The organism is Streptomyces sp. NPDC053367 (assembly GCF_044545925.1).
GTDB lineage: Bacteria > Actinomycetota > Actinomycetes > Streptomycetales > Streptomycetaceae > Streptomyces.
The window spans coordinates 431,457-451,717 of sequence record NZ_JBITYN010000002.1; the positions used below are offsets into that span (position 1 = coordinate 431,457).

Consider the following 20,261-nt stretch of genomic DNA (forward strand, 5'->3'; position numbering starts at 1 on the left):
GTCCTTTCCCGAGGCGGAGGCGTTCGGCTCCGCGATCCTTCACGTCCCGGGAGGCGGATCACCCGCGATTCATGCGTGTTGACGGCAGGCTTGCCCGGATGGAGGAGCTTCAGTACGCGCCCTGGCCGTTGAGCACCGCGCGTACCGTGCGGGCCATGACGTTCATGTCCATGGACGGGGACCAGTTGTCGACATAGCGCAGATCGAGCGACACCGTCTCCTGCCAGGACAGGTCCGAACGTCCGCTCACCTGCCACAGTCCGGTCAGGCCCGGCTTGACGTGCAGCCGGCGCATCTCCACCGGGTTGTACCTGACGACCTCCTCCGGCACCGGAGGGCGCGGGCCGACCAGGGACATGTGGCCGAGGAGGACGTTGAACAACTGGGGCAGCTCGTCCAGCGAGTAGCGGCGCAGGACGCGGCCGAGGGGGGTGACCCGGGGGTCGCGGCGCATCTTGAACATGTGGCCGTCGTTCTCGTTCGCCGCCTCCAGCTCGCTCTTGAGGCGGTCCGCGTCGACGACCATCGTGCGGAACTTCCACATCGGGAAGGGCTTGTTGTGCCGGCCCACCCGCGTCTGGCGGTAGAAGGCAGGACCGGGTGAGCCGAGCCGCACGGCCAGGGCCAGCAGCACCAGCAGCGGTGAGAGCAGCAGGATCAGCAGCAGCGCGCCCGCCCGGTCCACGGCCTCCTTCAGCAGAGCCGGCATGCCGTGGCGCAACGGCGGCGCGATGTGCAGCAGGGTGAGCCCGGACGCCGAGGTGAGCCGGACCCGCCGGCGGGCGACCTCGACGATGCCGGGCAGCACCACGATCGGGCACCCCCGGTCGTGCAGCGCCCACGACAGCCGTCGCAGGCGTTCGCCCGACAGATGCGGGCTCGTCGCCACGAAGACGATATCGGCGGAGAGTTCGTCGGCCGCCCCGAGCACCGTCATGGCGTCCTGCTCGGGAGTGCCGGGTTCCTCGCGGGGGAGCCGTACGTAGACCGGGACGCCGGAGAGCACGTCGTCCTCGCCGACCGGGCAGGACCCCACGATCACGTACTCGTGGTCGGTGCGCTGGGCGAGCTGTCCGACCACCGCGTCGATGACCGGGCCCTCTCCGACCACGAGGACGTGGCGCAGCGCGCGTCCGTCGCGGCGGGACGCCAGCAGGTGACGGTGGATCACCTTGTGGCAGGCCGCGGAGAGGAACAGCGCCGGGACCAGCGCCGTGAAGGCCTCGGCCGGCACGCTGTGCAGTCCGCACAGCACGCGCAGCGTCGCCAGCGCGCCGACCAGCAGCAGCCAGTCCCTCACCACGGCTCTGAGGCCACCGCCGTCACCCCAGGCGGAGGGCGTGTAACGCTTGCCGGCCACTCTGATCAGCGGCCACAGCAGGGCGGCGACGGCCGCCAGACGCAGCGGATGGGGTTCGTGGACCTCCACGAACGCCGCCGCGACCGGCAGTGCCGCGCCGGCCAGGTCCACACAGACGGACAGAGGGCCGTACCAGCGTGGCTGGGTGCCTTCTGAATGCACCGGCCGACGCGGCACGGAGCCCGGCGTCAGGCGGGTCGCCGCGATACTGAAGGGCCGCATGCCTCTCCTCGGAAGCTCCGATCTCAGCCGACCGACGCGGCCACCCCGCCCGCTCAAGGGCCCGTCGCATCCTCACGCAAGCTTTATATCAACTGATAGGTACTTATGTCCGCTCTGTCATCCATTCGCCGGTCAACCTGAACGGGGAGGGGGGCACCCTGGGCAGAGCCCCGGCAGGCGCCGAACGCCCGGACGCCCAGGGCCTGGAGTCAGCTCGGCCGCCAGTCCGGCGGGAGGCGGACCACGTCGACGAAGAGCGTCCGGTCCTGGAGTTCGGCGGGGTCGCCCGAAGAGGACGGCAGGGCGGGGATCCGTTCCACCTCGCGGACCCGCAGTCGCAGCGGGCCGGTACCGGACGGCATGCGCAGGACCGACGGGATCTCCGGGCTGTCGCTCGTGACCCTGGCGGACAGCGGACGCCAGGCCGGAACGCCGGCCGCGCCCGTGGGCGGCGAGCCGAGGTCGACGAGGTCCGCGGCGCCCGGAACGGTGCCGGCCGGGCCATGCGCCTCCTCCAGTACGGCCTCCAGCCGGTTGGGCGGCCGAGGACCCGTCCCCAGCAGGGAGATGCGCAGGTCGGGGCCGGTCCGCTCGACGACCAGCCGACGGTCGGGCAGCACCCGCACCGGGTCCGCCACCACCACGGGCGACAGTGACATCCGGGGCACGCTGTCGCGCTGGAACCGGGCCAGGGCCAGCCGGACGAACGGCGCGTACGAGGGAGCCGCCGCGGGCGGGGCGATCTCGATGTCCGCGTACCAGCGGTCGCCGTCGCGGCTGACGGCGTAAGGGATCAGCAGCACGGACGCGCCCAGGTCGGAGGACGCATCGGGAGGCTCGCTGAATCCCGTGAACCATTCCTCGGCGGCGAGCGGCGGGAGCGGCTCGGACGCGAAGAGCGGATCCCGGCCGGCGCGGGTCACCGGAACCGCGGGGGCCGCGCCCGGCGCGGCGCACAGGACGGCGAGCCGTTCGCCCTCCCCGGTCGCGTACCAGGGGCCGGCGAGCTCCACGCGCAACCGCCGGGAGGCGCGGACACGCGCGATCCGTGAGGCGGCCGTCTGTGTCTCCCAGCGGAAGGACGGAGTCGTCGACAGCAGCACCAGGTCCGGCGGGCAGGCGCTGGACGGGATGGTGACGGTTTCCTGGGGGCGGCTCAACTGGAAGGCGTCGTCCGGGTCGTCCTCGTCGAAGTACGCGCGGAAACGGCTGATCGCCTTGAGCGTGTAGGTGACCTTGCGATGCTTGGTGTCGCCGAACTCGTGACGGATCACCGGAGTGGGCGGGTCACCCCGCGCGACGGTCTGCCCGTACACCTGCGCCACGCTCGCGTCCCGGTCACCGTCGTTCGTCCACTCCCGCCAGGCCGCGGAGATCTCCAGCCGGCCGGTGCTGTCGGTGTTCAGGCCGGTCGGCGGGAAGACGGGCTGCAGCACGGCGAACGTGTCCCCCTCGCCGCGCGTGACGGGCGGCCGGCCCTGCCAGCGGGGCTCCGCCAGCGGCCGTCGCACGGCGTGCACCAGGTGGATCCGCCGGACGGGACACAGCACCGGATGCCTGCCGTTGAGAACGGTGACCTCCCACTCGCTGGCCGGCAGGGGCACGCCGGAGGCACTGAGGGGCCGGTCCAGCCACTGCTTCACGGAGAAGTGGTCGAGGAGGCCGTCGGTGACGGTGGAGGAGAGTTCGAGAACCACCTCCTCGGCCTTGGCGAGCTTCAGCTCAAGGTCACCGTTCACCCACTTGAGGGCGATGGGAGGAGTGGCGGCCGGCTGGTCGGAGAGGGTGAGCCGCTTGGGGGCCGCGGAGGGCCAGTCGTCCCAGGCGGACCGGTCGGTGACCGGGGCGGCCGGCCCGCCCGGGGCGGCGGGGACATAGGCGTTGACGCCGCTGGTCGCCGGGTCCGGAAGGGCGCCGTCCGACTCGCCGGAGGCTTCCGCGCGTAGCGCGCGCAGGGCCAGTTTCCAGGTGCGCTCGGTGAACGAGGGGCCGACGTCCTCCGGATGCCCCTCCCGGGGGTCGAACACCCCGTGCTGCTCCGCGAGACCGAAACTGACGGTCGGCCGGTGCAGGGCACGCCGCTCGACCGGCGGGTACTGAGGGTGGGCCGCGCTGAACTGGGCGGCGTTCATGCCGAAGTCGCTGCGGACGACCAGCCGGTCCAGGGCCGCGCCGGCCCCGAACGTGCCGTCGTGGCTCAGCCGGGGCGGCCTGATGGGATCGCTGCGGGCGTACTTGACCGTCTCGGTTGCGCCCGAGGGGCCCGTGGGTTCATCGAGGCCCGGGCCGCCGCCGGTGAGGTCGGCGATCCGCACCCGCATCGCATACCGGACGACGAACCGCAGACGGGGCAGGGTGCCGTCGACAGGACTGAAGTCCCAGCGGAACACGTACGGCGGTGCCGTGGCCGGGTCGGGCTCCGGCACGGCGGCGCCGCCGAGCAGGTCCATGAAGGGCACCGCCAGGCTCCAGCCGTCCCAGCGGACGACGACCTCGTCCGCCTGCAGCCGTCCGTCCGGGGTCCGCACCGCCGCGTAGGGCTTGACGTGCCCCTCCTCGGGCAGCGCGGGATCGCCCAGCCGGATCACCTGACCGTCGCCGTCCTCGACGGTGTAGGACGCCCGGCGCGTGCACAGCGGGTGCCACTGCTCGTCGTCACCGGTCCGGATGTCGACCCGGTAGCCCAGCACCAGATCCTCGGCGGTGAGCTCGGCGCCGTGCAGTCCGGCCCCGAGCCGGCCCGCGGCGACTCCGGCGCGCGCGGTGAAGTCCGACTGGCGGCCCGGGCGCATCAGCATGAGCCCGGCCGTCCGCAGGTCCGGCAGCGCGGGCCGGCGGCTGCTGTCGACGTCCAGGGCCCTGGCCTCGGTGCGCAGGGCGCGCACGGCTCCGTCGACGTCGATCAGGCTGAGGGCCCAGGCCGGGGCGGGTCCCTCGGCCCAGTCGAGGAGGCCGACCCCGGACAGGTCGAGGAGCCCGTTGCGGATGCCGCTGGAGCCGTCGGCGGGCGCAGGCCAGAAACCCGTATCGGAGAGGTCGTACCTGGTCCAGGGCGAACTGATGTCGATCGGCAGGTCCGTGCCGCGGATCCGCAGGAACCGTGGGCCCGCGCCGATGTCCAGGTCGGCCCGGTCGGCGCGCAGCTCGAACACGAGCCCCAGGGCTTCCAGGACCGCGGGGTGGTCGCGCAGGGTCGCCACGGTCCGGTGGAAGTCGAGGACCGGCGGCAGTGGCGGCAGGGGCGGCTCGGACTCCCCGGACGGCGACAGGGGGGTCTTCCACCGCTCGATCCGTTGGCGTACGGCGTCCTCGCCGTCTGCCGGCTCGCGGGTCAGGATGCTCGTGCACTCCCGGTACGACGTCACGACGGCACGGGCGTCGGCATACGTCGTACCGACCCGCGGAGCGGGCTGCTCCGTCGGCGTCCACTCCTCGACCACCCCGGCCTCACCGCCGAAGAAGGCGTGCCAGGCGTCGCTGTCGGCGACGGGGTCGTACAGGAGCGGGTGCTCCGCCTCGTGGACGCCCTCGTCGGTGCGGACCTCCAGGTCGAACGTGGCGTCGGCGAGCAGGGACGGCCAGTCCTGGAGACCGAATTCGGAGAGGGCGCCCGCGGCCAGCCGGGGCACGACGAGGACACGGATGCGGGCGGCCGGCTGCGGGCCCCCGGTCAGTCCGGCGGGCACCGCCGCCCAGACGATCGTGCTCATCGCTACCGCCGACCCGGGTAGACGCGGGCCAGACCGTCCGCGCAGGCCGTGGCGAGGAACTTGCCGTCGGGGCTGTAGGCAAGGTCGTTGACGGTGGCCGGGTGGACGAGCCGGGCGAGTTCGGTGTCGGCGGCCGGGTCGATGATGACGACCGCCGGCTTCGGCTCGTCGTTGACGAGCGCCAGCTGCGGGTCGGTCGGGTGGAAGAGAAGCTGGGTGATCATCTGCGGGAACGTCAGGGTCCGCACCTTCTGCGGGGGGTCGGCCGCCACGTTCCACACGTGGACGACCTTGTCCTTGCCGGCGGTCGCCAGGAGCTTGCCGTCTCCGCTGAAGGCGAGCGCGGTGACATCGCTGGTGTGCTGGGAGCGCCCGATCTCCTTGCGGGTGGCGGTCGCGATGATGAGCACCGCGCCGTCGTCCCCGCCGCTTGCCAGGAGTGAGCCCTGGGGGTTGAAGGCGATCGCCCTGAGCTTGTCGTCGTGGGCGAAGACGGCGAGTTCGGCGCCCGTGTCCGGTGAAAGGATCCGGGTCGAGCGGTCCGCGCAGGCGGTCGCGACGAACCGGCCGTCGCCACTGGTGGTCACCCGGGTCACCGGTTGCGGGTGCTTGGACTTCCAGACCTCCTTCCCGTCGTCGAGGGCGAGCCGGCGTGCCGTCTTGTCCCGGCTGGCCGTGACCACGTCGTCGTTCCCGCCGGAGGGGAGGAAGGCGACGCCTTCCACCGGCGCGTTGTGCGGCACGATCCACAACCGCTCGCCCGTGTCGGTGCGGAACAGCCGGACGCCGCCGTCCGTGTTGCCGGTGGCGAAGTGGTGGCCGTCCGGGCCGAACTTCAGGGAGTTGATCTCCCCGGGCAGCTTCTTCTCCAGGACCAGGTCGCCGGTGTCGGCGCGGAACAAGGAGGCCTTGGCCCCGGGGTCGTGGCCGGCCGCGGCGGCCAGCGGCCCGGTGGCCGAGGTGAGCGCGATCTTCTTCACGGGGCCCTCGAAGGCCAGGCTCGACACGCTCGAAGGGGCCATGCTGCGGATATGGAGGAAGCCGGAGTTCTGGCCGCCCCGCCCGCCGAGCGCGAGCCGTTGTCCGTCGCGTGAGAACGCCAGGCCGGTCAGCGGGGCTGTCGCCGTCTCCCACACGGTGGTGCCGAGCAGGCAGTTGACGACCTTCACGCCGCTGGCCGAGGCGATCGCGATCTCCGGGAGGACGGGATTGAAGCGGCCCCGGGCGGAGGCCCCGACCGGGGTCGAGAAGCGCCGCTTGCCGTCGGACAGGTCCCACAGGACCATCGCCTCGGCACCGATTCGGAGCAGCCGTCGGCCGCCCTTGCTGAGGGCCGTCCCCGTCGCGCCCTGCAGCGGGTCTTCGAGAGCGACCGTTTCGCGGATGTTCCCGTCCTCGGTCCTCAGGGTGAAGGCCTCGCCGTCGGTCATGACCACCAGTGCCGTCTCGTCGGCGGTGAAGGCGAACGCCGTGATGGCGGCGGGCAGCCCGGTCGTCCAGCGGACGGTCCCGGTGGTCACGTCGACGAGCACCATGCGGGTCGCTTCGGCCACCGCCAGTCGCTGCGAGTCGCGGGTGTACACGGCGGGCAGCTGTGAGACGACAGCCGGGAACGCGCTCCTGACACTTCCGTCGAGCGCGTCGAGCACCAGCAGGCCGTTGCCGGAACCGGCCAGGAGCTCGCCGTCGGGGCTGTGGACGAGGTGCCGTACGTCCCCGGCCGGATCGTCCCGGTGCCACCGCACGATGGCCGAGTCCGTCGCCCGCACCCAGGTCCGGCGCGGCGGCGGGGTCCAGCCGACGATGTGGATGCCTGCTTCCTCCTCGTTGAACCGCTCGCACTCCTCCCGCATGTCGGGCGGGAGGTCGAAGCAGTCGAGCGGTTCGACGATCTTCTCGATGGGCTCCACCTGCCCGTCACCGCCGGTCCCGGCCACGAGCTGTCCGTCAGGGCTGATCACGACGGACGTCGTGTCCAGCGCCGAGCTCGACCAGCGAATCTCGCCCGAGCCGGTGTTCACGACCGACAGTGCCTGGGTGGCGAAGGGGGCGTCCGTGCGGCGCGGCCCGAGCGCGACCAGGCTCAGCCCGTCGTCGCCCCAGGCGATCTCGGACGGAGCGTAGCCCAGCTCCGCCTTCGCCAGCAGCTCACCGATCTCGCTCATGACTGCGCTCCTGTCACAACGTTCCGGTCACAGCGGTGCGAAGGCCGCCTGGTACGCCCGCCAGCGCGCCAGGCCGTCGTCGGTGTCGTGCAGGGCGAGCAGCGTCGGGTCGGCGCTCTCGCCGCCCGCCAGCACCCAGTTGCCGCTGTCGAGTTCGACGCTCGCCGAACACAGCGTGAAGTCGACCTCGATGACCAGGGTGGCCCGGCCCACCAGGGCTTTGGTCGCCGACTGGTAGGCCAGCGCGATGCACAGCTCGACCGACACCGAGACCAGGCCCAGGACTTCGACACACCCGCCGATGCGCAGGTAGCCGGTGAGCGTGACCTCGTCGTCGGCCAGCTCGAACCGGATCCCGCCGAAGGCGTGGACCTCCCCGCGGGCCACCACGAAGTCGACGGCGACCATCGCGCCGAACTCCAGCGCGGCCTCCAGGCGTTGCAGCCCGCTGTGGTCGAGTTCCAGCTCCAGGTAGCCGCCACCGCCGAACATCAGCACGGTCAGCGTGAACGGGTTGTCCCGGCTCGCGAAGCCGAAGGTGACGGACACCGGCTTCCCGTCGAACGGGACGGCGATCTCGGTGCTCACCTCCAGGTTGGTCATGAGGAACGCGCCGGCGGCGACCGATGGCAGCGGCAACGAGTAGCTCGCGGTGAGTTCGTCGGGGTCCACGTCGATCTGCGGCGCCAGGTCGGACAGGTCGACGGCTTCACCCAGTTCCTGGAGGAGTTGGAGTTCGCCGAGGAACTCCACCTCGATGTCCTCCAGGGCGATCGAGGGCGGTCCACCGCTCTTCTGGGTGAAGGTCATGGCGGCGAACTGCACCTTCAGCAGCGGAGCGGACGGCGTCGGGAGCACGAGCGCGAAGTCGGTCACCTTGCAGTGGGTGTCGGTTCCGTCGGCCGATGCCGTCACGGTCAGGTCGAGCCTGCTCTCACCGGTCGGCCGGAACGGACCGCTCGCCTTCAGGCGTACGTCCTTCCACGCCATCCTGGCGGCCGGCGGGCGGCCCGGCCTCAGTTCGGAGGTCACGGTCGGCGGCTTCTTGAGACCGGTGACCAGTTCGGTCAACGCGAACCCCAGCAGGGTGGCCTCCGGGGGGAACAGCCGTGCCGGGTCGATCTCGTCCGTACCCTGGGCCGGCTGTGCCGTGGAGTTCACGGGACCGAGGTCGCGGGACATCGCGTCCGTCGTGAACTTCGGGGCCACCAGACCGCCCGAACGGTCGCTTCGGCCGACGAAGTCGAATTCGACGGGAGGGTCCAGCTTCAACAGCATGTCGTGCGAGGTGCCGTGGTCGAGGTACTCGCGCGTGAACTCGGCCCGGTGCGGTTCGTCCTCGCCCAGCAGCGTCCGCAGCGCCGGGAGCCGTATGTCGAGACCGGTGAGCACCGGCCGGTATCCGGTGGTGTGCAGGGTGCCGCCGACGGTGATGCCGTGGACCTCGTGGACGTCGCCGTCGCGGGGTGTGGCCGACCGGACCAGGTCGATCGGGATGCCGGGAAGGGATACCGACTGCGGAGGGAGGACACTCGCCAGGCGGTCGGCAAGGGCGGGGTCCGTGAGGGAGGAGAAGCCGGGCTCGGTGACGTCTGCGACGAAGAGCAGCTGCATCCGGAACCGGACGTCACCTCTGGGCGCCGCACAGCGTACGGGGAAGTCGACCGGCCGGTTGCCTTCGGCGAACGTGGGCTTGAAGTAGGTACCGAGGTGGGGTCCGGTGACCGGGTCGGGGAAGTTCTGCCAGGGGTCACCGACGAGGCCCCCGTACACGAGGGTGGTGATCTCGATGTCCCCGAACGGGAAGGCGCGGGCCACCGGCCCGTCCGGCGGCGGCCGCCGGACGGGCTCGGTGACGGTGAGGACGAACGTGCTGCGCAGTACGGCCGCGTGGCCGGCCGTCGGGTCGAAGACGCGTTCGCTGAACTCCACGTACCGGGCCCGGTGGCCCAGCGGGTAGAGCACGCCGGAGGTCTCCGTCCGCACCCGGACGTCCCGGCCGAGCACCGCGTCGTGCTCCCACTGGAAGGTGTCCCACCGGCCTGCGGCCGTCAGGGTGCCGCCCAGGGCGCTCAGTTCCAGCCGGGTGGCGCGTGCGGGCTGCGCAGGCGTGGCCTGGCCGGCGAGCCGGTCTCGGCCCACCTGGCCCAGCGGGACGGCGAACCCGGGATCCGGTGACCTGGCGGCCGCCGGGTCGACGGCGTGCACCGCGAGGAATGCGTCCTGGAGGGGGGTTCCCGGCTCTCGCCGCAAGGAGCGGAGGCGGGCGCGCCACAGGCCCGAGACTCCGCCGACCGTCAGGGGGAGCAGGGGATGGTCGGAGGTGATGTCCTGGCCGCCCTGGCGGTCCTGCACGGCGAAGACCATCCGCCAGGGCAGCTCGACGGCGGTGTCCGCGGCGATCGGCCGGCCCCTGCCCATGGCCTCCAGGACGCCGTCCACGGTGGGGACGAGGGCCGTGCCCTTCGGCAGGGCGAAGGAGATCCGGCTCGGCCCGGACAGGATGCCGTTCCAGACCGGTACGAGGGTGCCTGAGGCCGTCGGCAGGGTCTTCGGGGCCGACTGCCCGGTCAGCGACGTCTCCTCGGCCACGTGCTGGGGCGGGAAGGAGACCACGAGCCGGGCGTCGTCGCCGGTGGCCTTGAGCACAGGCATCCCGTCGGGACGGGTTTCGGCCACGGTCAGACCGGACCACGCCGCCCCGAGCAGCAGATGGTCCGAGGGGCGGACGAGAAGGAAAGCGGGCACGATGACCACCGACCGGGTCGGGTACGGCCCATCAGGCTTCTTCCTGCTCCGTGAAGTGCCGGAGGAGTTCTGCCTGGATGTGCTGGAGGAACAGGGTGTTCTGCTTGAGCTGGGACAGCCGCGTCGTGGCGTGGGCCGCGTACTCCGGTTCCTCCACGGCCGAGGCCAGGAGGAAGGCGGCGAGTATGTCGACGCCGCGTGCCGTGTCCGCGAACTGGCCGACAGGGACGAGACGGCGGTCGAGCGGCACGGTGTCGTCCGTGACCACGTCGGTGATCAGCGACGGCTGCCAGCTGTCCGCGTTGGTGAGCGAGTGATGGGTGTCGAACCTGACGGTGACCGTCTCCCCGGCGGCCACCGCGACACTGTAGTAGCCGTCCTCGTCGGTGTAGACATGATCGATCAGCTTGAGGCCGGGGCCGTACACGCTGATCTTGATCATGAAGATCGGCTCGTCCCCGGTGGTGCTTCGCACATGCCCGTACATGAGAGTCTCCTCTCGGGCGCGGCCGGGATTCTCGTCGAGGACGGGCGGGGCGCGGCCGAAGTCGACGAACGCAAGTTTGATTGAAGTGACAACTTCTGAGGGGCGTTCAGGCGCGCCTGACTCCAGATTCGTCCCGTGCGCAAAGCATGTCAATTTCGGCCGGTGGCATACACTCCGTTTGCCAGGTGCGGTGAGCGGCGGGAAGCTGGAGATATCCGCGGGGGTCTACTGCGCAAAAGGGGGCTGGTAGACACCGACGCTCGTCATGTTGCTGCTGCCTCATGGGTGCAGATCGCGCTTTTTCTTTCTTACTCCCGCATATCCGCGTCTCTGTCCTGAGTGCTCGGGAGGCCCCCATGACGACGCTGCGACTGGCCACATTCAACGTGGAGAATCTCTTCGCCCGCTGGCGCTTCAAGGACAACGTCGACCCGGCGAACGCGAACTCACGAGGGTGGGTCGTCGACCAGACCCGATTCGAGGAACTGGGTGTCGACGACAAAGCCATTACGGGGGCGGCGGTGCGGGACATCGCGGCCGATGTGCTCTGCCTGCAGGAAGTGGAGAACGTCGACACCCTCAAGCACTTCCGGGCCCAAGCGCTGGGCGGACGCTCCCAGTACCCCTACGTGGCCGGAGTGGACGGCAACGATCCCCGTCTGATCGACGTCGCGGTGCTGTCGAAGTGGCCGATCACCCATGTCCGCTCGTATCAGCACCTCATGGACCCCGCGAGCCCGACCGCGGCACTCTTCTCCCGCGACTGCCTCGAGGTCGACATCGAGGTCGAGACGGACCAGGACCGGAAGGCGTCGGTCACGCTCTTCGTCAATCACTTCAAGTCCATGCTGGGGGGACGCGCGGAAACGCGGCCGAAGCGAGAGCGGCAGTCGGCCAAGGTCATGGAAATCGTCACGGACCGCTTCGGTCGGGAGCCGGGCGCCCATCCGTTCGTGATACTGGGAGATCTCAACGACTACCTGGAGCCCAACGGCAACGGGAGCTCGGGCATCGACGAGCTCGTCAACTGGGATCAGGTCGACAACGTGGTGACCCGCCTGCCCGCCGAGGAGCGGTGGACGCACTACTGGAGCGGCGGCGACGAGTACCGGCAGCTCGACTACCTCCTGCTGTCGACCTCACTCGCCCAGGCGGCACCGGACGTGCTGCCCGAGATCCTCCGCAAAGGGATGCCGCTGCGCGCGACCAAGTACAAGGGCCCGCGATTCCCGGGCGTCGGGCAGGACAGGCCCAAGGCTTCGGACCACGGCCCCGTCATCATCAGATTGGAAGTGCAGTGAGCGCACGCCGCTGCTTCTCACGCGCAGAAGGCATCCCATGAACAGCAATCGCCGCGTCAACTGCATCATCCCCCCGCAGCTCCTGCTCCGACTCCTGAAGAGCGACGACAGCGAGGTGCGCCAGACCGCGCTGGACACCCTGCTGACCACGACGCGGCTGCGGGGAGAGCGAGCGGTCTGGTCGTCCTTCGACGGCGCCCCCACCCCCGGCAACGCTCGGCGGACCATCTTCGACTGCCACGGGAACAGGTCCCGTTCTCTCGCCGATCACGCGCGGTCGGAGGACGGACCGCCGTCCGGGGACGAGGCGGTCAACCGGGCGTTCGAGGGCCTCGGCACCACACGCGACTTCTACCAGCAGGTGCTCCAGCGCAATTCGCTCAACAACCGGGGCATGCGCCTGGACGGGTACGTCCACTTCGGCCGGAAGTACAACAACGCCTTCTGGGACGGCCGGCAGATGGTGTTCGGGGAGGGGGACGGAAAGAAGTTCAGCGACTTCACCGGGTCGCTCAGCGTGATCGCCCATGAACTGGCCCACGGAGTCACCGAGTTCACCGCGGGCCTGGCGTACCACGACCAGCCCGGCGCCCTGAACGAGTCGATGTCGGACGTGTTCGGGGCACTGGTCGAGCAGTGGTCGCTGAAGCAGACCGCGGACACGGCGAGCTGGCTGATCGGGAGCGAGATCTTCACCCCGGGGATCGGCGCCGACGCCCTGCGGTCGATGAAGGCACCGGGGGAGGCGTACGACAACCCCCTCTTCGGCAGGGACTCCCAGCCGGACCACATCAGCAAATACGTGCGCCAGCCGAACACGGAGGAAGGCGACTGGGGCGGGGTGCACGACAACTCCGGCATTCCCAACAAGGCCTTCTACCTCACAGCGGAGCGCATTGGCGGCAACGCGTGGGGCGCTCCGGGGCTCATCTGGTACGAGTCGCTGAAGGCCTCGAGTGCGGAGACCCAGTTCCAGGATTTCGCCGACACCACCTACCAGAAGGCCGAGGAGCTGTACGGCTCCGACAGCGCCGAGCAGCTGGCCGTCATGTCGGCATGGCGGGAGGTGGGCATCACCATCAGCGGTGTCCCGGTCGGAGTCGCCCGTGCGCGCACCTTCGCCGTTCACTGGGACGGCGCGGGGGAGCAGGGAGACGGCCTGGCCGCCCTGACGAAGCAGGTCGGCGCGCTGACCGCCCAGGTGACCGGGCTGGCCAAGGAGCTGGCCTCGCTGAAGGCCGGCAGATGACCACAGTCGGCCCGGGCCGGCCGGTCCGCGCACGCTCGCCCCGCCGAGGAGGCCGAGTGTGCGGCCCGCTGGGAGAATCGGCCGGATGAAGGTGACCCTGGCGACACACGGTGGGCAGGCGGCCGCGATCCAGCGCCGTCTGCCGCCGGATGTCCTGGACAGCGACGACTTGCCCGAGGACGCCGCGGCGGAGCTGGCCCGGCTGGTCGCCGCCGCCCTCGCGCAGGACGCCGAGGGCCCGTCCGGGCCGGGCCGTGCCCGGGACGCGATGAGCTACACGATCACGGTGGAGGACGGCGGCCGGTCCACGGTCCTCACCCGGTCGGACACCACGATGTCCCCGGCCTTCGCGGCGCTGCTCGACTGGCTGGAGCAGCGCTTGCCCTGACAGCCGACAGGCAGGCGTCCTCGACAGCGTACGAGCGGTGCTCCCGGTTGAGGGCCGGGAGTGCATCTCCGGTGCCTGTGCGGTGGCCGTTCAGCAGCTCTCCACCCACTGGTGGGCGGAGATGTTGTCCCGCAGGTTTTCACCGTGACCGCCGCTGTTCAGCCGGCTCTTGTGGCTGCACGTCTCCCGGCCCAGCGACAGGTCCAGCCACATCTCGCCCCGGCCCAGGCATGCCCAGGCGCCTTCCTGGTCGATGTCCCAGTACAGGTTCACCGCGTCGACGCCCTCGTAACCGCGGTTCTCCAGGGACGTGGCACTGTTCCGCATTCCGCCGCAGCCTGCCTGGGCGGTCTCCTTCACGCCGTCCCGGTTCCGGCTGGAGCCGCTCCAGTAGCAGTGGTCACCTCCGCGGTACTCGTGCTCCCAGGCATGCAGGTTGCCGTCCGCGGCGGAGGCGGCGGCCACCGCCCTGGGCCCGGAGCCTCTCCGCCCGTTCCAGCGTCTCTCTCGCTCCCCGGCACTCACTTCCCGGGCTTCGGCCGGCCCGACGAGAGGAGACGATGTGCGGCAGACCCCGCGGAGTGCCGGTGGGCGCGTCCCGCGTGCACCAACGAGAAAAGCCCTGCTCATGTGCCCGGTGCCGGCATCAAACGCGCATTTGTGGGCTTACTTGCGCGCGTCCGGGGCACTTGGTGATCACGCCGGCCCCGGAGGCCGCCGGGAGGGGTCGGGGGCCGTGAGGCGGGCGGACGTTCGGCAACAGCGCGAGGAGTGGCCGTGAGTGTACGTATTGGAGTGGAAGAAGAGTTCCACATCCTGGAGGTGGAGAGCGGGCTGCTCGTGCCGCGCGCCGACCCGGTGCTACGAAGACTGCCCCGGCGGAACTTCACCACGGAGCTGCATCAGTCGGCCGTGGAGACCAACAGCGGGGTGCACACGACCCTGGACGACCTGTACACCGACCTGGCCGGAAGCAGACGCAGACTCGACGCGGCGGCCTCCTCGCTGGGGCTCGCGGCGGTCGCCGCGGGCACGGCACCGCTGGCACCCGCCTCCTCCGGGCACCCCACCGCGGGGGCGCGCTACCGCCACATGGTCGAGGAGTACCGCCAGGTCGCCGAGGAGCAGCTGATCTGCGGCGCCCAGGTCCACGTGGACGTGCCCGACCGCGACACCGCCGTACGCATCATGTGCATGGTCTCGCCCTGGCTTCCGGTCCTGCTGGCGCTGTCCGCCAGCTCGCCCTTCTGGCAGGGGGCCGACACCGGTTACGCCAGCTGGCGCACGCTGCTGTGGCAGCGCTGGCCCACCGCGGGCCCGGCCGGCTGCTTCTCCGACGCGGCCGAGTACGACGCCGCGGTGCAGGAGCTCATCCAGGCCGGGATCATCACCGACCCGGGGATGATCTACTACGACATACGCCCCTCCGACCACCTGGGCACCCTGGAACTGCGCATCTGCGACGCCTGCCCGCGCGTGGAGACCGTCGTGCTCGTCGCCGGACTGTTCCGGGCCCTGGTGACCGACGCCCGCGAGCGCCTCGCCGCCGGAGCCCCGGCCTGCGAGGGCCGTCACGACTGGCTGCGCGGCGCCACCTGGCGAGCCGCCCGGTCCGGCCTGGAAGGCACCCTCATCGACCCCTCCAGCCACCGCGAGGCACCCGCCGCGCAGGTCGTCCGATCCCTGCTCACCCGGCTGCGCCCCGCGCTGGAGGCCCACGGCGACTGGCAGACCGTCCGCTCCCTGGCCGAGGCCGCTCTGGCCGACGGCAGTGCCGCCCAGCGCGTACGCCGCACCGCCCAGCGCGAGGACCTGCTGGCCTGCGTGGACATGCTGATCGCCGAGACCCGCGGCGAACAGAGAAACCGCCGGCGAGTACCCGTCGGTCACAGGAACCTGCCGTCCCCGGCAGTGGACGGGGCGGCTTCCCGGACCGGCACCGGAGCAGCCGAAGTCGTCGGCCGCTGAGCCACGGGCCCGCGCCATGACGCCCGCTCCACGCCATATCGGGGCAGTCGGCCCCACCCGTTCCGCACACCACATCTGCAAGGAGAGTTCCGTCATGCCCAGCAAGACCACCCCGGTTACGACCGGCAGGCGCGACCCGGTCCCCGTACCGCGGCTCACGTCCGCCGACGCGCGGAAGGGAGGCGGCCGGGCATGTGCGGTCTGAGCGGCGAGATCCGCTTCGACGGCGAGCGCCCCGACCTCGCGGCCGTCGAGCGCATGAGCGACCGGCTCGCGGACCGGGGGCCCGACGGCGAGGGCGTCTGGACCAGGGACGCGGTGGCGCTGGGCCACCGGCGGCTGAAGATCATCGACCTGTCCGAGCTCGGGGCGCAGCCGATGACCGACGCCCGCGGCGGGATCACGGGCGTTTTCAACGGCTGCGTGTACAACTACCGGGAACTGCGGGACGAGCTCCGCGGCCTCGGCCACCGCTTCGAGTCGACCTCCGACACCGAGGTGGTGCTGAAGGCCTACCAGCAGTGGGGAACCGCCTGCGTCGAGCACTTCCACGGCATGTTCGCCTTCGCCCTGGTCGAGCACCGCACCGGCCGGCTCGTGCTGGGCCGCGACCGGCTCGGCATCAAGCCGCTGTACCTCGCGCAGACCCCGGGCCGGCTCCGTTTCGCCTCGTCGCTGCCCGCCCTGCTCGCCGCCGGGGACGTCGACACCTCCGTCGACCCGGTGGCGCTCCACCAGTACCTGAGCTGGCACGCCACCGTCGCGACGCCGCGCACCGTCCTGAACGGCGTACGCAAGCTGCCCCCGGCCACCGTGCGGGTCGTCGAGCCCGACGGCACCCACCGCGACCACCGGTACTGGCAGCCGTCGTACACCCGCCGCGCCGAATACGCCGGCATGGGCCCCGACGAGTGGCGCGACGCGGTGCTGGAGGCGCTGCGCACCGCCGTACGCCGCCGGATGGTCTCCGACGTACCGGTCGGCGTCCTGCTGTCCGGCGGCCTGGACTCCAGCCTGATCGTCGCGCTGCTGGCCGACGAGGGGCAGCGCGACCTGATGACGTTCAGCGTCGGCTTCGAGTCCGAGGGCGGGGAGGAGGGCGACGAGTTCCGCTACTCGGACCTGGTGGCCCGCGAGTTCGCCACCGACCACCGCCGGCTGATGGTGCCCTCCGACCGGGTGTCGGCCGCCCTGGACGGCGCCGTCGCCGCGATGAGCGAGCCGATGATGAGCCATGACGTCGTCGCCTTCTACCTGCTCGCCGAGCAGGTGGCCAAGGACGTCAAGGTCGTGCAGAGCGGGCAGGGCGCCGACGAGGTGTTCGCCGGCTACCACTGGTACCCGGAGCTGGCCGCCGCCGCGCGCGAGGACGAGCCGCAGCAGTACGCCGAGACGTACTTCGACCGACGGCACCCCGACCTCGCGGCCATGCTGCAGCCCCACATGCTCACCCCGGACGACGTCTCCGCACGCTTCGTCGAGGAGCACATGGCGGTACCCGGCGCGGAGACCGCCCTGGACGCGGCACTGCGGCTGGACACCCACGTCATGCTCGTCGACGACCCCGTGAAGCGCGTCGACAACATGACCATGGCCTGGGGCCTCGAAGCCCGCGTGCCGTTCCTCGACCACGAACTGGTCGAGCTGGCCGCGGCCTGTCCGCCGGAGCTCAAGCTCGCCGACGGCGGCAAGGGCGTACTGAAGGAGGCGGGACGCAAGCTGCTGCCCCGCGACGTCGTCGACCGCCCCAAGGGCTACTTCCCGGTCCCGGCCATCCGGCACATGGCGGGCCCCGTCCTGGACCGGGTGCGCGACGCCCTTGAGGCGCCCGAGGCGAAGAAGCGCGGGCTCTTCCGGGACGAGTACGTGACCGAGCTCCTCGCGGCGCCGGACGAGCACCGGACCAAGCGCGGAGCCAACGCCCTGTGGCAGGTAGCTTTGCTGGAGATATGGCTGCAGACGCACGGAATCAAGTGACCGCCTGGCCGGGAACGCACACGCCGACGACCGCACGGCCGCCGGCCGCGGCCGCCACTGCCCCCGGGACCGCGGACGCGTACGACCACACCGGCGGGGCCGCCTCGCACGACCAGGCCGGCGCGCCCCGCCCGGCGGACGCGTACGACCGGGCACGCACCGCGGCCCCGGTCGCGGTGCCGCTGTCCGAGGCAGGAGGCCCCAGGGACGCCGTCACCCGCCTGCGGGCACACGGCTGCTGGTATCCCTCCGCGAGTCCCGACGGCGGCCGGACGGCCTTCATCTGCGACCGGGGCGGCGTCCCCCAGCTGTGGGCCGGGCCCGTCGACGGCGACGAGCCCCGGCTGCTCGACTCCTCGCCGGACCCCGTCACGGAGGTCTCCTGGTCACCTGACGGCCGCTGGATCGCGTACACCACCGCGCCCGGCGGCGGCGAGCACTCACGGGTGCTGTGCGTGAGGCCAGACGGCAGCGGCCGCCGGATCCTGGCCGGGGCCGACCCCGACACCTCCGCCCACCTCGGCTGCTGGGCGCACGACGGCTCGGCCATCGCCGTCACCCTCTCCGCACCGGCCGGCCGCCCCCACGGCGACGGTACGTGGTCTTCGGCCGACCCCGGCCCGGCCCCCGGCCCCCTCGACGGCAGCCACGCCCCGCCCGACTGGGCCGGCCGGGACGGCCGGGCGACACTCCTCGGGACGAGCGCGTACGACGTGGGCCCTGGCACCGCCGGGGGCGACGCGACGCACACCGGCGCGACCGCCCTCGGCGCGCCGACGATCCGCTCGGGTGGTGGCCTGTCGGCCTACCTCATCGACCCCGACGGACTGGCCTCACCCGTGCTCCTCGCCACGGAGACGCACGCCGCCACCCTGCGCGTGTGCGACATCAGCCACGACGGCGGACTCGTGCTGCTGCGCCGGGGGCCGCGCGGACGGCGGGAGGCCGTCGTCCGGCGCACTGCCGACTCGACGACGACCTGCACGATGCCCGTCGCCGACGGTGACCCGTGGATCGGCCGGTTCTCCCTCGACGGCCGGACGCTGTGGCTGCGCAGCGACGCCGAGCGGGAGTACGCGGCGCTGTACGCCCTCGCCCTCGACGCCGACGGCGTTCCCCGCGGCCGTACGGTCGTCGCGGAGCGGGACGGCAGCGGCCTCGAACTCCTGTCGATGGCCCACGACGGCCGCACGGCCGTGCTGGCGTGGAACGTGCTGGGGGCGAGCGAGCTCGAACTCTTGGAGACGTCGGCGGCGCGCCCTGGGCCCGCGGGAGCGGCGCGCTTGAGCCCGGGAGACATGGGGTTGGCGGGCCTTGGTCCGGAGACTGTGGGGTCGGCGTCCCTGGGCGCGGAGGGCATGGGACCGGCGCGCCTGGGTCCGGAGGCCGTGGGATCGGCGGGCCTGGGTTCGGAGGCCGCGGGTCTGGCGTCCCTGGGGTCGGAGGCCATGGGACGGGCGGGCCTGGGTCCGGAGGCCGTGGGACGGGCGGGCCTGGGTTCGGAGGCCGCGGGTCTGGCGTCCCTGGGGTCGGAGGCCATGGGACGGGCGGGCCTGGATCTGGAGGCCATGGGACCAGGTGGCCTGGGCCCGGAAGCCGTGGGGTCGGCGCGTCTGAGTCTCGAAGACATAGGGCAGGCGGGTGAGGGCCCGGAGGCCACGGGGCCGACACGCCTGAGTCCCGGCGCCGCCGGACCCGCCCGCCCGGTGCCTCTGCCGCACGAGGTCGTCACACGTGTCGCGCCGGCCGGGGCCGGACGGCTGCTGCTCGCGCTGTCCGGTTCGCAGCGCCGTCCGGGTCTGTGGTGGGTCCACGAAGGGGTGTCCCTGCTCCGCACCCCCTGGTCGTCCCGTGACGAGGACGCCGTTCCGCCCGGCCGCCCGCCCGTGCGGCCCGTCCCGCTGCGCCTCACGGCACGGGACGGCCTGCCGCTGAGCGGCTGGTACTACCGCGCCCCGGGGCGTCCGCCGAACGAGCCCGCGCCGTGCGTGATCCACCTGCACGGCGGCCCGGAGGAGCAGGAACGGCCGGTGTTCGACCCGCTGTACCACGAACTCCTCGGTCGCGGTCTTGACGTCTTCGCCCCGGACGTCCGCGGCTCCTCCGGACACGGCAGGTCGTTCGTCGACGCCGACCTGGGCACGGGCCGCTTCGCCGCCCTCGACGACGTGGCGGACTGCGCGGCCCACGCGGTGACGGCGGGCCCGGCCGACCCGACCCGGCTGGCGGTCATGGGGCGCTCGTACGGCGGCTACCTGACGTTCGCCTCGCTCGTGTGGCACCCCGACCTGTTCCGTACGGGCGTAGCCGTGTGCGGCATGTCCGACCTGCTGACGTTCTTCGCCGGGACGGAACCATGGATCGCGGAGTCGGCGGCCCACAAGTACGGGCACCCCGAGCACGACCGCGAGTTGCTGCGCGCCCTGTCACCGATGAGCCGCATCGACGCGCTGCGGGTGCCGCTGCTGGCCGTGCACGGCGAACACGACACCAATGTGCCGCCGGGGGAGTCGGAGCAGTTCGTCCGGGCCGCGCGGGAACGCGGCGTCCCCGCCGAGCTCCTCACCCTGCGCGACGAGGGACACGACTTCCTGCGCGCCGACAACCGGCGGTTGTTCCGCAGGGCCGCCGCGGACTGGATGGAACGGCATCTGCGCCACGGATGACGTCGACGAGGCCCCAGCCG

Annotated in this window: 12 protein-coding genes; 6 read left to right on the forward strand and 6 right to left on the reverse strand. The window is 71.9% G+C overall.

Annotated elements, in window-relative coordinates:
• Positions 1-109: 109 nt before the first annotated feature.
• The 5 genes from ACIGXJ_RS08440 to ACIGXJ_RS08460 all read right to left on the reverse strand — a co-directional run bounded on the left by ACIGXJ_RS08440 (position 110) and on the right by ACIGXJ_RS08460 (position 10,692).
• On the reverse strand, positions 110-1,582 hold the full coding sequence (locus ACIGXJ_RS08440) for a sugar transferase (RefSeq protein ID WP_399642560.1): 1,473 nt from the start codon (positions 1,580-1,582) through the stop codon (positions 110-112).
• Positions 1,583-1,791: 209 nt separating this feature from the next.
• Complete coding sequence (locus ACIGXJ_RS08445; protein ID WP_399642561.1) at positions 1,792-5,292, reverse strand: hypothetical protein; 3,501 nt, start codon at positions 5,290-5,292, stop codon at positions 1,792-1,794.
• A gap of 2 nt (positions 5,293-5,294) precedes the next feature.
• Complete coding sequence (locus ACIGXJ_RS08450) at positions 5,295-7,457, reverse strand: WD40 repeat domain-containing protein (RefSeq protein WP_399642562.1); 2,163 nt, start codon at positions 7,455-7,457, stop codon at positions 5,295-5,297.
• A gap of 27 nt (positions 7,458-7,484) precedes the next feature.
• The gene (locus ACIGXJ_RS08455; RefSeq protein ID WP_399642563.1) at positions 7,485-10,205 is read right to left on the reverse strand and encodes a hypothetical protein; all 2,721 of its coding nucleotides are present in this window, start codon (positions 10,203-10,205) and stop codon (positions 7,485-7,487) included.
• 31 nt (positions 10,206-10,236) lie between these two features.
• Positions 10,237-10,692 carry a carboxypeptidase regulatory-like domain-containing protein gene (locus tag ACIGXJ_RS08460; RefSeq protein WP_399642564.1) on the reverse strand — a complete coding sequence of 152 codons (456 nt, stop codon included), beginning with the start codon at positions 10,690-10,692 and terminating at the stop codon, positions 10,237-10,239.
• 356 nt (positions 10,693-11,048) lie between these two features.
• Here ACIGXJ_RS08460 and ACIGXJ_RS08465 point away from each other — a divergent pair, with 356 nt between their 5' ends.
• The 3 genes from ACIGXJ_RS08465 (at position 11,049) to ACIGXJ_RS08475 (ending at position 13,630) form a co-directional block, all read left to right on the forward strand.
• Entirely contained in the window at positions 11,049-11,993 is a 945-nt protein-coding gene (locus tag ACIGXJ_RS08465; RefSeq protein WP_399642565.1) for an endonuclease/exonuclease/phosphatase family protein, read from the forward strand.
• Positions 11,994-12,030: 37 nt separating this feature from the next.
• The gene (locus ACIGXJ_RS08470; protein ID WP_399642566.1) at positions 12,031-13,242 is read left to right on the forward strand and encodes a M4 family metallopeptidase; all 1,212 of its coding nucleotides are present in this window, start codon (positions 12,031-12,033) and stop codon (positions 13,240-13,242) included.
• Positions 13,243-13,327: 85 nt separating this feature from the next.
• Positions 13,328-13,630: a protealysin inhibitor emfourin gene (locus ACIGXJ_RS08475; RefSeq protein WP_399642567.1), complete on the forward strand. Its 303-nt coding sequence runs from the start codon at positions 13,328-13,330 to the stop codon at positions 13,628-13,630.
• Positions 13,631-13,720: 90 nt separating this feature from the next.
• On the opposite strand, the gene ACIGXJ_RS08480 is transcribed toward ACIGXJ_RS08475, so the two are convergent.
• Positions 13,721-14,095, reverse strand: coding sequence for a hypothetical protein (locus ACIGXJ_RS08480; RefSeq protein WP_399642568.1), 375 nt, complete (start codon positions 14,093-14,095; stop codon positions 13,721-13,723).
• Positions 14,096-14,407: 312 nt separating this feature from the next.
• Between ACIGXJ_RS08480 and ACIGXJ_RS08485 the strand changes: the two genes are divergently transcribed.
• The 3 genes from ACIGXJ_RS08485 to ACIGXJ_RS08495 all read left to right on the forward strand — a co-directional run bounded on the left by ACIGXJ_RS08485 (position 14,408) and on the right by ACIGXJ_RS08495 (position 20,241).
• Positions 14,408-15,598, forward strand: coding sequence for a glutamate--cysteine ligase (locus ACIGXJ_RS08485; RefSeq protein ID WP_399642569.1), 1,191 nt, complete (start codon positions 14,408-14,410; stop codon positions 15,596-15,598).
• Positions 15,599-15,790: 192 nt separating this feature from the next.
• Positions 15,791-17,575 carry an N-acetylglutaminylglutamine amidotransferase gene (locus tag ACIGXJ_RS08490; protein WP_399642570.1) on the forward strand — a complete coding sequence of 595 codons (1,785 nt, stop codon included), beginning with the start codon at positions 15,791-15,793 and terminating at the stop codon, positions 17,573-17,575.
• Complete coding sequence (locus ACIGXJ_RS08495) at positions 17,548-20,241, forward strand: prolyl oligopeptidase family serine peptidase (protein WP_399642571.1); 2,694 nt, start codon at positions 17,548-17,550, stop codon at positions 20,239-20,241. The genes ACIGXJ_RS08490 and ACIGXJ_RS08495 overlap by 28 nt, the downstream gene beginning before the upstream one ends.
• Positions 20,242-20,261 lie beyond the last annotated feature (20 nt).

What these genes read in the sequence shown, in the direction of transcription:
- ACIGXJ_RS08440 (WP_399642560.1), bottom strand. Translation starts at nt 1,582, where the DNA reads ATGCGGCCCTTCAGTATCGCGGCGACCCGCCTGACGCCGGGCTCCGTG.
- ACIGXJ_RS08445 (WP_399642561.1), bottom strand. Translation starts at nt 5,292, where the DNA reads ATGAGCACGATCGTCTGGGCGGCGGTGCCCGCCGGACTGACCGGGGGC.
- ACIGXJ_RS08450 (WP_399642562.1), bottom strand. Translation starts at nt 7,457, where the DNA reads ATGAGCGAGATCGGTGAGCTGCTGGCGAAGGCGGAGCTGGGCTACGCT.
- ACIGXJ_RS08460 (WP_399642564.1), bottom strand. Translation starts at nt 10,692, where the DNA reads ATGTACGGGCATGTGCGAAGCACCACCGGGGACGAGCCGATCTTCATG.
- ACIGXJ_RS08465 (WP_399642565.1), top strand. Translation starts at nt 11,049, where the DNA reads ATGACGACGCTGCGACTGGCCACATTCAACGTGGAGAATCTCTTCGCC.
- ACIGXJ_RS08470 (WP_399642566.1), top strand. Translation starts at nt 12,031, where the DNA reads ATGAACAGCAATCGCCGCGTCAACTGCATCATCCCCCCGCAGCTCCTG.
- ACIGXJ_RS08475 (WP_399642567.1), top strand. Translation starts at nt 13,328, where the DNA reads ATGAAGGTGACCCTGGCGACACACGGTGGGCAGGCGGCCGCGATCCAG.
- ACIGXJ_RS08490 (WP_399642570.1), top strand. Translation starts at nt 15,791, where the DNA reads ATGTGCGGTCTGAGCGGCGAGATCCGCTTCGACGGCGAGCGCCCCGAC.
- ACIGXJ_RS08495 (WP_399642571.1), top strand. Translation starts at nt 17,548, where the DNA reads ATGGCTGCAGACGCACGGAATCAAGTGACCGCCTGGCCGGGAACGCAC.